This is a genomic window from Kitasatospora sp. NPDC034035 (assembly GCF_055575755.1).
Window position 1 is genome coordinate 291,596 of the sequence record NZ_JBVISA010000009.1, and the last position, 12,878, is coordinate 304,473.

The window sequence follows — 12,878 nt, forward strand, 5'->3', positions numbered from 1 at the left end:
CGGCCCGGTCACACCGGGCCCGTTCGTGCCGTCAGCCGGATGCCGTCAGTGGTCAGCCTCGAGCCGTCAGGCGTCACCTGCCGAGCGTGAAGCCGATCACCGCGCCGCCGCCCGCCCGGTTGGTCGCGAAGGCCGTGCCGCCGTGCGAGCGAGCCACCTCGTCCACGATCGCCAGGCCCAGCCCCGAACCGGGCAGGCTACGGGCTGCGGTGGCCCGGTAGAAGCGGTCGAAGACCCGGTCGAGGTCGGCCACGTCGATGCCCGGGCCGCGGTCGCGCACCTCCACCCGTGGGCCGCGCACCACCACCTCGATCGGGCTCGCTCCGGCCGGGTCGAACTTGGCGGCGTTGTCCAGCAGATTGCCCACCGCCCGGGCCAGCGCGTCCGGGCGGGCGGTGACCACGGTGTCGTCGGCGTCCACCAGGATCTCCCGGTCGCTGCGCCGCCGGGCCTGGGCGGCCGCCCCACGGACCACCTCGGCCAGGACCACCTCGGCCGGCTGCTCGTCCGCCCTGCGATCCGCGGCGAGTGCCACCAGCTCCTCCACTAGCTGGGTCAACTCCCGTGCCTCCTCGGTCAGATCGGCCATCAGGGCGGCGCGCTCGGCGGGCGGCAGCCGGTCCATGGCCGGGAGCACGGCGAGGTTGGTGCGCAGACTGGTCAGCGGGGTGCGCAGCTCGTGCCCGGCGTCCTGGACGAGGCGGCGCTGGTTCTCCTTGGCGGTGGCGAGCCGGACCAGCATCCGGTCGAAGGCCCGGCCGAGCCGGCCCACCTCGTCCGTCCCGGCGGCGGGCACCGGGACGTCCAACCGCCCGCTGGTGGCGACCAGTTCGGCCGCTTCGGTGAGCCGGACCAGCCGTCCGGAGATCCACCGGGCGAGCAGCCAGCCGGCCCCGCCCGCGAGCACCGCGACGACCGCCACCAGGGAGGCGGTCCGGATCCGCAGGGCGGACAGCAGGTGCTCGGTGGGGCCGACCTGCTGGATGATCTGGACCGCGCCGCGACGGCCGCCGAGCGAGACCACGCCCACCCGGAGGGTGTCTCCGTGCAGTCGGCGCAGCCCGGTCACGGTGCGGCCGGGCTCGTCGGCCCGGGCGAGTTCGCGGTCGGCCGGGGTCGACGGCAGGTCGAGCCGGGCCGTGCCGGGGAGCACCCGGGCGTCGGGGGAGAGCGCCTGCGAGGTCACCCGGATCGGGCGCAGCAGGTCGTCGCTCAGGCCGCTGGGGCCGGCGAAGTCGCCCGGGAAGAGGACCTGCTGTTCGACTTGCCGGTCGACGGACCGGACGGCCGCCGTGAAGTCGGCGGTCTCGTCGTCCCGGATCAGCCGGGCGGCGGCGTGATAGCCGAGCGCGCCGATCAGGACCGCCACCAGGGCGGCGATCGCGGCGAAGGCGAGCGAGAGGGTGGTGCGCAGGCCCGGGCGCGGCAGGCGCGGGCGGCGGCGCGCCGGGCCGGTCACGGCTCGCGCAGCGTGTAGCCGACGCCGCGGACGGTGTGGATCAGCGGGGCCAGGCCGGAGCGGTCGAGCTTGCGGCGCAGGTAGCCGATGAAGACGGCGAGGTTCTTCGAACCGGGGCCGAAGTCGTAGCCCCAGATCTGCTCGTACAGGGTGGCCTGGTCGAGGACGGCCCCGCAGTGCCGGGCCAGCAGCTCCAGCAGGTCGAACTCGGTGCGGGACAGTTCCAGCTCCTCGCCGGCGCGCCAGGCCCGCCGGGCGGGCGGATCGATCCGCAGGTCGGCGACGGTCAGGACCTCGGTGGCCGGGGCGGTGTGGTTGCGGCGCAGCAGGGCGCGCAGGCGGGCGAACAGCTCGTCCACGTCGAAGGGTTTGACAAGGTAGTCGTCGGCCCCGGCGTCGAGGCCGGCGATCCGGTCCGGGACCTCGACCCGGGCGGTGAGCATCAGCACCGGGGTCCGGTCGCCGGCGGCGCGCAGCCGGCGGCAGACCTCCAGGCCGTCCGGCTCGGGCATCATCACGTCGAGCAGCAGGACGTCCGGGCGCTGTTCGGCGAGGACTGCCAGGGTCTGGGTGCCGTTCGCGGCGATCCGCACCCGGTAGCCCTCCAGCATCAGCGCGCGGGTGAGCGAGTCGCGGATGGCCCGGTCGTCCTCGGCGATCAGCACGGTGTGGGTCATGGCGAAGATTCTCCCTGGCGTGCTCACGACCGTTCCGGGCGGGTCGGGTAGACGGCCTGGCGGGCATCTCCGGGTACCGCTTTCGCCTGCTGCTTCGTGGGCGTACGGTGGCCACACGGTGGTGTGCCGCCGGGTGGGCCGCCGGGTCAGTGTCGGCACGCCCTGCCGGAGGCCGCGATGGCAGACCGGATGGCCTTCTTCACCACCCCGCGCGCGGAGCGGGCGCGGCGGGACGCGCGGGAACGGCTCGACGACCGGCGGGAGGTGTACCGGCCGGGGGCGCTGCTGCCGATCGTGAGCGGACAGGCGGAGCGCTGCATGGACTGCGGGCTGCCGTTCTGCCACAGCGCCTGCCCGCTCGGGAACCTGGTGCCGGACTGGAACCGGCTGGTGGCGGCCGCCGACTGGCGGGCGGCGGCGGCCCGGCTGCTGGCGACGAACAACTTCCCGGAGTTCACCGGGAGGCTCTGCCCGGCGCCCTGCGAGAGCGCCTGCGTGCTGGCGATCGACGGTGCCGCGGTGACCATCAAGAACGTGGAGCTGGCGATCGCCGACCGGGCCTGGGAGGAAGGCTGGGACGAACCGTTGCCGCCCGAACAGACCGGCGGATGGGGTGACAGGCGGGGGGACGGGCGGGGCGGCGGGCGGCGGGTCGCCGTGATCGGGTCGGGCCCGGCCGGGCTGGCCGCCGCCCAGCAGCTGACCCGCGCCGGGCACGCCACCACGGTGTACGAGCGGGCCGACCGCCCCGGCGGGCTGCTGCGGTACGGCATCCCGCCGTTCCGGCTCGAGAAGCACCGGCTGGAACGGCGGCTCGACCAACTGCGGGCCGAAGGCACCGCGTTCCGCACCGGCGTGTGGGTCGGCCGCGACCTGCCGGGCGAAGAACTGCGGGCCGGGTACGACGCGCTGGTCGTCGCCGTGGGCGCGACGGCCTGCCGGGAACTGCCGGTGCCCGGACGCCAACTGCCCGGGGTGCACCAGGCGATGGACTACCTGACCTGGGCGAACCGGGTGGACGAGGGCGATTGCCCGGACTCGCCGGTCTCCGCCGAAGGCCGCCACGTGGTGATCGTCGGCGGCGGGGACACCGCGGCCGACTGCCTGGGCACGGCACTGCGCCAACGCGCCGCCTCGGTCACCCAGCTGGACATCAACCCGCGCCCACCGGAGCGCCGGGCGCCAGGGCAGCCCTGGCCGGTCCACCCCAAGGTGTACCGCGAAACCACCTCGCACGAGGAGTCCGGCGCCACGGCGGCCGGGCCCCGGGAGTTCGCGGCGGTCACCGTGGGCTTCGAACCCGGTCCGGACGGCCGGCTCGCCGCCGTCCGCCTCGCCGAGACCGAGCCCGCCGACCGCAGCCCGCGGGCCGGCACCGAACAGAGCCTGCCGGCGCAGCTCGCACTGCTCGCCCTGGGCTTCACCGGGCCGGAGCCGGACCAGCGGCTCTTCGCCCAACTCGGCCTCGCCACCGGGTCCGAGGGCACCCTGGTCAGGGACGACGGCTTCGGCACCGCAGCGGAGGGCGTCTTCGTCGCGGGTGACGCCGGACGCGGACAGTCGCTGATCGTCTGGGCGATCGCCGAGGGACGGGCGGCGGCCGCGGCGGTGGACCGCTACCTGCGGGGGCGGACCGAACTCCCGATGCCGATCCGGGCCTCGGCGCGGGCACTCACCCTGTGATCCCGAAGGGCCCTCGCCCGGCCTGGAGGTCTGAAGTGCCCGCGTCCGGCCGGGCCACCGGGCGTGCCTCATGGGGTGGGCTCCGCCGTCGGTCCGGTGGTCGGTTGGAGGGTTGGCGCGGTGGTTGGTTGGGCGGCCGGCGCGGTGGTTGGCGCGGTGGGGTGGGCGCGCCGGTCGTAGCGCCAGAGCGCGGGGATCGCGGCGGGCAGGATGGCGGCGCTGCCGAAGCAGAGTAGGCCGCCGGTGCGCAGGGCGGCCCGGATGCCCTGCCGGGCGGCGAGGCCGCCGGCCCGCAGATCGCCCAGGGCCGGCCCGGCGGAGCCGATCAGCATCTCCAACCCGGCGGCGCGGCCTCGGAGTTCGTCCGGAATGGACTGGTTCCAGATCGCACTGCGGAAGGTGTCACCGATCCAGTGCGCCCCGCCGGCGACGGCCAGGCAGAACAGGACGACCCACAGGCCCGGGGCGAAGGCGGCCGCGGCCGTCGCCGCGCCGACCAGGGCGGCGGAGAGCACCACCAGTCGGCCGTGTCGGCGTACGCGCTCGGTCCAGCCGCCGGTCGCCGCGGCGATCAGGCTGCCCACCGCTCCGGCCGAGTAGAGCAGGCCGAGCGCCCACGTCGCGTCCAGCTCCGCGGCCAGGAACGGGAACAGGGCGGTGGGCAGGGCGAAGACGGTGGCCGCGAGGTCGGCCAGATAGGTGCCGATCAGGTCAGGCCGCCGCGCGGCGTACCGGGCGCCGTCGACGAACTCGCCCAGCTGCGGCTTCACGGCGTCCCGCTCGGATGGGACGGGACGAACCCGGGCGAGCAGGGCGAGCGAGAGCAGGAAGGTGCCGAGGTCGACCAGGTAGGCCGCAGGGGCGCCGGCGGTCGCGATCAGCAGCCCGGCGGCGGCCGGGCCCACCACCCCGCCGACGCTCCAGCGCAGCGAGAGCAGGGAGCCGGCCGCCACCAGGTGATCGGGTGGCACCAGGCGCGGAATCATCGCCTCGACCGAGGGCTGCTGGATGCCCTGCAGGGCGGCGGCCACCCCGGCGGCCACGTAGAGCGGCCAGGCGGCGGGCGCGCCGAGCAGCGCGTTGGCCAGCAGCAGGGCACTGAGCGCGGCCAGCGCGAACTCGGTGACCAGGGCCACCGTGCGGCGGTCGGCGCGGTCGGCGAGGACACCGCCGTACAGGCCGAACACGATGACGGGCACGAGTTCGACCGCCCCGACCGCGCCCACGGCCCACGGCGAGCCGGTGAGGTCGGCGAGCTGCAGGGGGATCGCCGTCATGGTGAAGACCGAGCCGAGCAGGGTGACCGTGCCGGAGGTCCAGATCAGACGGAAGTCCCGGGAAGACCGCCAGGGCGCGGTGTTCGGGAGCAGCCGGGACCGGAAGCGGTCGGGGGTGGAGGTCATACGGGGTTGGTCCCTTCGTGGCCGGCGTCGTCGCGGTGCTGGCAGGTGGGCAGGTGGGCAGGTGGGCAGGTGGCAGCTGGCAGTGATGGCGGTCCTTATCGCTGATAAGTTCCAGCTCGGGAACTTATCGGCGATAAGGTGAGTCCGGCAAGCGATTAAACCCGGGAGGTCGAACGGATGGCGCTGCAACGCGACGACGTGGTGCGCACCGCGCTGCGCCTGCTCAACGAGGAGGGCATCGAAGGGCTGACCACCCGCCGGCTCGCCCGCGAACTCGGTGTCCAGTCGCCGGCCCTGTACTGGCACTTCAAGAACAAGCGGGAACTGCTCGACCTGATGGCCGAGGCCATGCTCGCCGAGGCCCTCCCGCCCGACCGCGAACCGGACCCGGAACACTGGCCGGCGTGGATCGCCGCCGACGCCCGCGCCAAGCGCCACGCCCTGCTCGCCTACCGCGACGGCGCCCGGGTGCACGCCGGCACCCTGCCCGCCGACGACGAACTCCCGGCCGTCGAGGCCCAGTTGCGTGCCCTCAGCCGGGCTGGGCTGCGCCCGCGCACGGCGCTGCGGCTGCTGCTGACCGTCGACCGGTACATCATGGGCTGGGTCACCGAGGAACAGGCCTGGCGGCAGGACGCCGCAGACCGCGAGCGGCCGCCGTTCCCGGACGACGCGCTGCGCGAACTCCCGCTGCTACGCGAGGCCGCCGACGTGCTGCGGATGACGGACCACGACGCCGACTTCGAGTACGGGCTGCGCGTGATGATCGAGGGGTTCCGGGCGGAGATCGCCCGGGAGGCGGCGGAGTCGGCCGGGCCGGGGGATGGGCTAGGTTGGCGCCATGCCCACCCTTGATCCCCGCAGCACGGCCCTGGTCCTGATCGACCTGATGAGCCGGATCGTCGCCAACCCGCTCGCGCCGCACGCCGGTTCGGAGGTGGTGACGACCTCGCTGGAGCTCGCCCGGGCCTTCCGCGCCGCCGGCGCCCCGGTCGTCGCCGTACGGGTCGACCGGCCGAACGTCGCCGAGCAGCCGCCCGGGAGCGAACTGCTCGCGGAGGTCGAGGCGGTGGCCGACGAGGTCGTGGTGAAGCGCACCCTCGGTGCCTTCCAGGGCACCGGCCTGCACGAACTGCTCCGGGAACGGGGCGTGGAGACCCTGGTGTTCGCCGGGATCGCCACCAACCTCGGGGTGGAGTCGAGCGCCCGCGCGGCCTCCGACCACGGGTACGAGCTGGTGTTCGTCGAGGACGCGATGACCGCGCTCACGGCGGAGGAACACCGGGCGTCGGTGGAACTCGACTTCCCGCGTCTCGGGGAGGTCGTGGCAGCGGGGGACCTGCGGCTGGGATAGGGCCCGCCTTCCTCGGGCCGAGGGCGTGCCTCCCTCGGCCCTCGGTCCGGCTCTGCTTGACCTTGACACAGTGACAAGGCCTTCACTGTGGCCGAGGAGGTGGTGCTGATGACCATGTCGACAGAGAGCACGAACCCGAGCACGAACACGAGCGCGAAGGCGAACACGAAGGCGAAGGCGAACGCGAACGAGGCGCGAGCCCTCCGGGGACTGGAGAGCGACAACTCGTCGGTCCGACTGCAGGCGGCGTTGGCCGTGGGCACGAACCCGGAGTCGGCGTTCGTGGGCAAGCTCATCGAGCGGTGCGCGATCGAACCCGAGTTCTCCGTGCGCGAAATGCTCACGTGGGCACTCACCCGGCACGCGGCATCGATGACGGTCCCGGCGCTTGTCGACGAAGTCCGCTCGGAGCGTGCGCAGGCGCGGAGCCAGGCACTGCACACGCTGTCCAAGATCGGGGACCGGCGGGCGTGGCCGGCGATCACACCGGCGCTGCTGTCCGACACCGACGAGGAGGTGGCCCGCAGTGCCTGGCGGGCCGCCGTCGTGCTCGTGCCCGACGGTGCGGAGCAGGCGTTGGCCGTAGGGTTGGCGACGCAGCTCGGGCGCGGCGAACGCGAGACGCAGCTGAGCCTCAGCCGGGCGCTGATCGCGCTCGGGGAGGCGATGGCGCCGGCACTGGGCGCCGCGACGGCGGACCCCGACCCCCGCGTGCGCGCACACGCGATCGCCACGGAACGCCTGTCGCGCGACCCGGACGCCGGATTCGAGTTCGCGATCGAGGAGGCGAAGCGCGTCGTCGCCCTCGGCGGGCGCGACCAGGACGGGCGGTAGGCAGTGTTGATCGGTGACGTCGCGCAGCGGTCCGGGGTCAGCGCCCGCATGCTCAGGCACTACGAATCGCTCGGCCTGGTACGGCCGTCGGGTCGCACTGACTCCGGCTACCGGGAGTACTCCGAGGAGAACATCCGGCGGATCTTCCACATCGAGAGCCTGCGGTCCCTGGGGCTGTCGCTGAGCGACGTCGGGCGCGCGCTCGATGACCCCGGCTTCGCGCCCTCGGAACTCGTCGACGACCTCATCCGCCGGACGCTGGACCGCATCGCGGCGGAGACGGAGCTGCTCACCCGGCTCCGTCGGATCGGTGCCGCGGAACCCGCCGGCTGGGAGGAGGTCCTCCAGATCGTCTCGCTCCTCCAGGCGCTGGAGTCGAAGAACGCGGGCGCTCGCCAGCGCGCGGCCCTGTCCGCCGCCGAGGAGGTCTCCGTACCGGTGGAAGCCCTGGCCGAGGCCGTGCTCGGCGAGTCGGACCCGAACGTCGCCGGAGCCCTCCGCTGGGCTCTGGCGCAATCCGGCGAGGACGCGTTGGAAGCGCTGGCGAAGGGCCTCGGCTCACCCGCGGCCGAGGTGCGGGAACGTGCCGTCCGGTCCATCGCCGAGATTCCGGACGGCGAGGCGACGACCCTGCTGCGGGAGGCCCTCACGAACACCGACATCGTCGTCCGCGGGTACGCGGCCCTGGCACTCGGGACACGCGGAGTGGCCGACGCGGTCCCGACGCTCATCGACATGATCGTCGAGGCGAGGAACGACGCCGACGCGGCCGACGCACTGAGCGCGCTGGCCGGCGACCCCGCGGGTGATCCCGCGTTGGCGGACCGGATCGCCACCGGACTCGTCGACCGCCTCGCTCCCGGCACCACCGGAACGCCCGCCCGTCGACGGCTGACCCAGGCGCTCGCGGACATCCCGGGGACGACGGCGTCACGCGCCCTCGCGGATCTGGCCCAGGACGAAGACCGTGCGGTGGCGCTCACCGCGACCTACGTCCTCAAGCTGCGCGCCGCCCGGTAAGGGCTGGACGAAGGCTGGTGCGCAGCGCGCCGCACGGCCGGCCGGCACCGGCCGTCGACCCGCTGCCGACCGACCGTCAACCTGCCGTCGACCGGCCGTCGACAGGCTCTCGCAGCCCGGTTCGACGGCCGGCGATGCGACCGGTCAGGCGGGGATGCCGCAGTACTGCTGCTGTTTGCCGATCGCGCGGTAGACGCAGTCGGCCGTCTCCACCAGGCGCAGGACCGCTTCGCGGTTGCGGCTGGTCTCGCGGCCGATCACCTCGTCGGGCGGGTAGAAGCCGCTGCTGCCGTTCGGGCCGGGGTACATCTCGAAGGTGTAGGCGAAGACCCGTTGGGCGCCCCACAGCCAGTCGTCGATCGCGCCGTCGGTGATGTAGAGGTCACTCGACTGCTCGGGCGTGTAGCCGTTGGTGGCGGCCATGGTGCGGCCGAGGGTGGCGAAGGTGTTGTACTCGTCGGCGGTCATGCCGGTGGCGGTGTCGGCGGTGGTCCAGCCGAACGGCCAGAGCACCAGTTCGCTGTAGGTGTGGAAGTCGATGGCGGCGGTGATCTGCTGCTTGCCGCCGACGACCCGGCTGCGGACGAAGTCGGCGACCACCTTGGTCTCCTTGGCGGACTCCGGGGCGCTGCCCCGGTAGGTCTCGTTGGAGGTGGAGCCGGAGGAGCCGCCGCAGCAGCCCCACTTGTAGTTCCAGTTGCGGTTGAGGTCGGTGCCGACGCTTTTGCTGGCGGGGTTGGGCTGGCGGTCCTTGCGCCAGCTGCGGTAGCGGCCGGTGGCGATGTCGTACTCGCCGCCGTCCGGGTTGAGGTCGGGGATCACCCAGATCTCGCGGCTGTTGACGGCGTTGGCGATGCGGCTGTCGGTGGCGTACTTGTCGCCGAACTCGTGCAGCAGGTAGAGGGCCATCTCGACGGTGAGGTGCTCGCGGGCGTGCTGGTGGGCGGTGAACAGCACCTCGGGCTCGTCCTCGTCGGTGCCGACGTTGTCGCTGATCTTCACCGCGACGATCGGCCGGCCCTCGTAGGAGGTGCCGATGACGCGCTTGCTCATGATGTCCGGGTGCGCGGCGACCACGGCGTCGATGTCGGCGGTGGCCTCGGCGTAGTTGTGGTAGCCGGAGTCGGCCTGCGGGAAGTCGTACACCGGGCCGGCCAGGCTCTCGTCCAGGCCCTCGCCGCCGGGGCCGGAGCCCGACTCGGTGCCGTGGTCGGGGCCGGGCAGCGCGGTGGGGGACCACCCGAGCGTGCGCAGCCGGTCGGCCTCGGCGGGGGTGGCGGTGACCACCACCGCGTCGGGCAGGACGGCGTCGACGGAGGCGCCGGTGGCGGCGATGGTGGTGCGTTCGGCGACGGTACGGGGGCCGTCGAGCCGGTACTGCCGGGCGGTGTCGGCGGCGGTGTCCGCACCGGCGGATGTGGGCGCCGACAGGCGGTAGGGGGAGGCGGCCTGGGCGGTGATCGGGGTGGCGAGGGCGAGGGCCAGCAGAACGGCGGTGGCCGCGGCGGGCTTCCCTCGGCGGGGCAGTCGCATGACTGTCCTCCTGTGGGGGTCCGTGGGGGCGGAACGGTGGAGGAGGTGAGGCGCGCGCCAGCATGATGGTCCGTCAATGTCATGAGTTCGTCAAGAGGTTGGAAAGACGCGGGCCGGGCGGAACGCATCGGCCAGGGGCGACTGGGGGCGGAAGCCGGGCATGGGGGGCGGCCGGATCGGGCGGCCGGGTCGGGCGGCCGGTCCGTCGTCGGCTACCGCCTCGACAAGTCGCAGACCTGGCACGCCCGCGGCCCGATCCTGCTCGGCTTCGGCTTCGGCACCGCCGCCGGCGCCCTGCCCCGCGACCGCTGCCTCGTCGACGGCGTCTACACCGTCGACATCAGCGCCACCGGCTACCGGGCGCTGACCGTCGAGCACGGCTCCGCCGAGCCGCTCTGCGTGAAGATCTCCTGATCGCGCCCCGGGTGTCGCGGCCTCACCGTGGCGACTGGTCGGGGTCCAGTGCGGCGAGCCACTGGTCGAGGGTCTCGCGGGCGTCCGCGCCGATGGCTTCGATGATCCATGCCTGGCTGCGGTGCCAGGCCGGTTCGGCGTCGGCGAGCGCCCGGTACCCGGCTTCGGTGACGGTCACCCGGGTGGTTCGTCCCGTCGACGACGTCGCGGCCACCTCCACGAACCCGCGCTGCACCAGTCCGTCGAGGTTGCGGCTGACGGTCGAGCGTTCGATGCCGAGCCAGCCCGCGATCTCCGAGGGGCGTGCCGGGGCGCCGGCCGACGCCAGCTCGGAGAGCACCTCGACTTGCGGAAGGGTCAGCCCGAACTGGCGCAACTCCGCGTCGACCCGGCGACCGACCAGGCGCTGCAGGCGCGCGATCCGCCTGCCCAGGCACTCCTCCGACATCAGCGTCGCCTGCCGACGCGACTCGGCCACACTCTCCTGTTGCATCTACACCTCCGGTCTGTAGAGTACCCCCGCAGTATGTGTTGCATATACAACAAATGGAGGGGCCATGTCACGGTTCACCGAACTGCTCGACCGGAACCGCGAGTTCGCCGCGTCCGTCGATCCCGCAAGGCTGGCAATGCCGAGCGGGGAGGGCCTGCCAGACCGGCTTCTCCTCGTGCTGACCTGCGTCGACCCGAGGGTCGAGCCGGCCGGATTCCTCGGCCTCAGGACCGGGGATGCGGGCGTGCTGCGCAACGCGGGAGGCCGCGTCGACGACCGGGTCGCGGAGGACATCGCCTACCTCGCCCTGCGCCTGGGGGTGCGGATGGACGTCGCCGTCATCCATCACACGCAATGCGGGACCGGCAAGCTGTCCGAGCCCGCCTTCCGCCACGCCTTCGCCGGCCGCACCGGGCTCGACGGCGACGCCCTCGCGGCGAAGGCCGTGACCGACCCGACCGAGACCGTGCGCCAGGGCGTCGCGAAACTGCTCGGCCACCCGCTGCTGTCCGGCGACACCCTCGCCTCGGTGTCCGGCCATGTGCTCCGGCTCGAAACGGGACTCGTCGAGACGGTCGTGGAGGCGGCCGCTCCGGCCGGACCCGCAGCCTGACCGGCCTGATCCGCAGCCGGCTCGGCCCGACAGCCCCGACCCGCCAATGCCGACCGCGCCCGCCAGGGTGTGGCCGGCATTGGCATGTCGCGTCCCGCGCGCCGCCTGCGCCTGCGTTAGAAGGTCTCACGTTTGTTGTTGACTGTCACCCCGGATGTGCGTTAGAACTTATAGCGAACACAACAGCTTCTACGAAAGGAGGCGGCCGTGACCAACGAGCGCCTTGTCGAGGTCGTTCTGCCGGGCATCGTCGACCCGGAGGGCCTGCAGATCCGCTACGCCTCCGTGCCGGAGCCCGGCCCCGGGCAGATCGTGATCGCCATGGAGGCCACCGGCGTCTCCTTCGCCGAGCAGCAGATGCGCCGGGGCCGGTACTACGACCAGCCGCCGTTCCCGTTCGTGCCCGGATACGACCTGGTGGGCCGGGTCCTGTCGACCGGGCCGGGCGTCGACCCGGCGCTGGCCGGGCGACGGGTGGCCGCGCTGGTGAAGGTCGGCGGCTGGGCCAGCCACGTGGTCGTCGACGCCGCGGACGCGGTCGACGTCCCCGAGGGCCTCACCGCGGCGCAGGCCGAGACGGTCGTGGTCAACGGCATCACCGCCTGGCAGATGCTGCACCGCAAGGCCCGGGTGCGCGCCGGGCAGACCGTCCTGGTCCACGGCGCGAGCGGCGGTGTGGGGTCCGTGCTGGCCCAACTCGCCCGCGCCGCCGGGGCGCGGGTGATCGGTACGGCCTCCGCCCGGCACCACGAGGCGCTGCGGGACCTGGGCGTCGTCCCCGTCGACTACCGGGCGGGAGACGTCCCCGCGCTGGTCCGGGAACTGGCGCCCGGCGGGGTGGACGCCGTCTTCGACCACGTCGGCGGCCGTAGCGTGATCGATTCCTGGCAGCTGCTCGCGCCCGGCGGCACCCTCGTCGCGTACGGCAGTGCCTCCACCCGCGACGACACCGGTTCCAAGCAGTGGCCGGTCCTCAAGATCCTTGCCCGTACCGCACTGTGGAACGCCCTGCCCAACGGCCGGCACGCGTACTTCTACAACATCTGGGCCGGCCGCGCGCTCGGCAAGGACCGCTTCCGGGCACAGCTGCGGAACGACCTCACCGAGGTGCTCGCCGCCGTGGGCCGTGGCGAGGTCACCGCCCGCATCGCCGCCCAACTGCCGCTCACCAGCGCCGCCGAGGCCCTGCGGCTGGCGGAGTCCGGCACCGTCACCGGCAAGATCGTGCTGACGGCCTGAGCCCCTGGCAGAGCTGCTCGCCTGAGCGGCCGGCGCACCGAAGAAGGCCCCCGCCGGAACCCGGATGCTGTTGGTTAACTCCGCCCCGTTGGATCTCATCCAACGGGGCGGAGTGCTGCGAAGGGTGAGATGCGGGTTTTGGCGAGTGGTCTGCCG

At 73.5% G+C, this 12,878-nt stretch carries 13 protein-coding genes; 8 read left to right on the forward strand and 5 right to left on the reverse strand.

The genetic code is table 11. From position 1 onward, the window contains the following. Positions 1–73 precede the first annotated feature (73 nt). Complete coding sequence (locus ACZ52J_RS16015) at positions 74–1,459, reverse strand: HAMP domain-containing sensor histidine kinase (protein ID WP_465619200.1); 1,386 nt, start codon at positions 1,457–1,459, stop codon at positions 74–76. Beyond that, the gene (locus ACZ52J_RS16020) at positions 1,456–2,136 is read right to left on the reverse strand and encodes a response regulator transcription factor (protein WP_360491344.1); all 681 of its coding nucleotides are present in this window, start codon (positions 2,134–2,136) and stop codon (positions 1,456–1,458) included. Before ACZ52J_RS16020 ends, ACZ52J_RS16015 begins: the two co-directional genes overlap by 4 nt. A 177-nt stretch (positions 2,137–2,313) precedes the next feature. Here ACZ52J_RS16020 and ACZ52J_RS16025 point away from each other — a divergent pair, with 177 nt between their 5' ends. Beyond that, positions 2,314–3,819 carry a glutamate synthase subunit beta gene (locus ACZ52J_RS16025; RefSeq protein WP_465619203.1) on the forward strand — a complete coding sequence of 502 codons (1,506 nt, stop codon included), beginning with the start codon at positions 2,314–2,316 and terminating at the stop codon, positions 3,817–3,819. Between the two features lie 68 nt (positions 3,820–3,887). Here the strand turns inward: ACZ52J_RS16025 and ACZ52J_RS16030 are convergent, their stop codons facing one another. Next, positions 3,888–5,222, reverse strand: a complete 1,335-nt coding sequence (locus ACZ52J_RS16030) for an MFS transporter (RefSeq protein ID WP_465619205.1) — start codon at positions 5,220–5,222, stop codon at positions 3,888–3,890. A 177-nt stretch (positions 5,223–5,399) separates the two neighbouring features. Between ACZ52J_RS16030 and ACZ52J_RS16035 the strand changes: the two genes are divergently transcribed. From ACZ52J_RS16035 to ACZ52J_RS16050, 4 genes are all read left to right on the forward strand, one after another. Further along, complete coding sequence (locus ACZ52J_RS16035) at positions 5,400–6,077, forward strand: TetR/AcrR family transcriptional regulator C-terminal domain-containing protein (protein WP_465619207.1); 678 nt, start codon at positions 5,400–5,402, stop codon at positions 6,075–6,077. Continuing rightward, positions 6,064–6,576, forward strand: coding sequence for an isochorismatase family protein (locus tag ACZ52J_RS16040; protein WP_360491332.1), 513 nt, complete (start codon positions 6,064–6,066; stop codon positions 6,574–6,576). The genes ACZ52J_RS16035 and ACZ52J_RS16040 overlap by 14 nt, the downstream gene beginning before the upstream one ends. 87 nt (positions 6,577–6,663) lie before the next feature. Next, positions 6,664–7,410, forward strand: coding sequence for a HEAT repeat domain-containing protein (locus ACZ52J_RS16045; RefSeq protein WP_465619210.1), 747 nt, complete (start codon positions 6,664–6,666; stop codon positions 7,408–7,410). Positions 7,411–7,413: 3 nt separating this feature from the next. Continuing rightward, positions 7,414–8,430 carry a HEAT repeat domain-containing protein gene (locus tag ACZ52J_RS16050; RefSeq protein WP_465619212.1) on the forward strand — a complete coding sequence of 339 codons (1,017 nt, stop codon included), beginning with the start codon at positions 7,414–7,416 and terminating at the stop codon, positions 8,428–8,430. A gap of 144 nt (positions 8,431–8,574) precedes the next feature. On the opposite strand, the gene ACZ52J_RS16055 is transcribed toward ACZ52J_RS16050, so the two are convergent. Then, positions 8,575–9,963, reverse strand: coding sequence for a M14 family metallopeptidase (locus ACZ52J_RS16055; RefSeq protein WP_465619214.1), 1,389 nt, complete (start codon positions 9,961–9,963; stop codon positions 8,575–8,577). A gap of 81 nt (positions 9,964–10,044) precedes the next feature. Between ACZ52J_RS16055 and ACZ52J_RS16060 the strand changes: the two genes are divergently transcribed. Beyond that, on the forward strand, positions 10,045–10,377 hold the full coding sequence (locus ACZ52J_RS16060) for a hypothetical protein (RefSeq protein WP_465619216.1): 333 nt from the start codon (positions 10,045–10,047) through the stop codon (positions 10,375–10,377). Positions 10,378–10,399: 22 nt separating this feature from the next. On the opposite strand, the gene ACZ52J_RS16065 is transcribed toward ACZ52J_RS16060, so the two are convergent. Next, positions 10,400–10,870, reverse strand: a complete 471-nt coding sequence (locus ACZ52J_RS16065; RefSeq protein ID WP_465619218.1) for a MarR family winged helix-turn-helix transcriptional regulator — start codon at positions 10,868–10,870, stop codon at positions 10,400–10,402. Positions 10,871–10,934: 64 nt separating this feature from the next. On the opposite strand from ACZ52J_RS16065, the gene ACZ52J_RS16070 reads away from it, so the two are divergent. Further along, positions 10,935–11,483: a carbonic anhydrase gene (locus tag ACZ52J_RS16070; RefSeq protein ID WP_465619220.1), complete on the forward strand. Its 549-nt coding sequence runs from the start codon at positions 10,935–10,937 to the stop codon at positions 11,481–11,483. A gap of 207 nt (positions 11,484–11,690) precedes the next feature. After that, entirely contained in the window at positions 11,691–12,722 is a 1,032-nt protein-coding gene (locus ACZ52J_RS16075; protein ID WP_465619222.1) for a medium chain dehydrogenase/reductase family protein, read from the forward strand. Positions 12,723–12,878 lie beyond the last annotated feature (156 nt).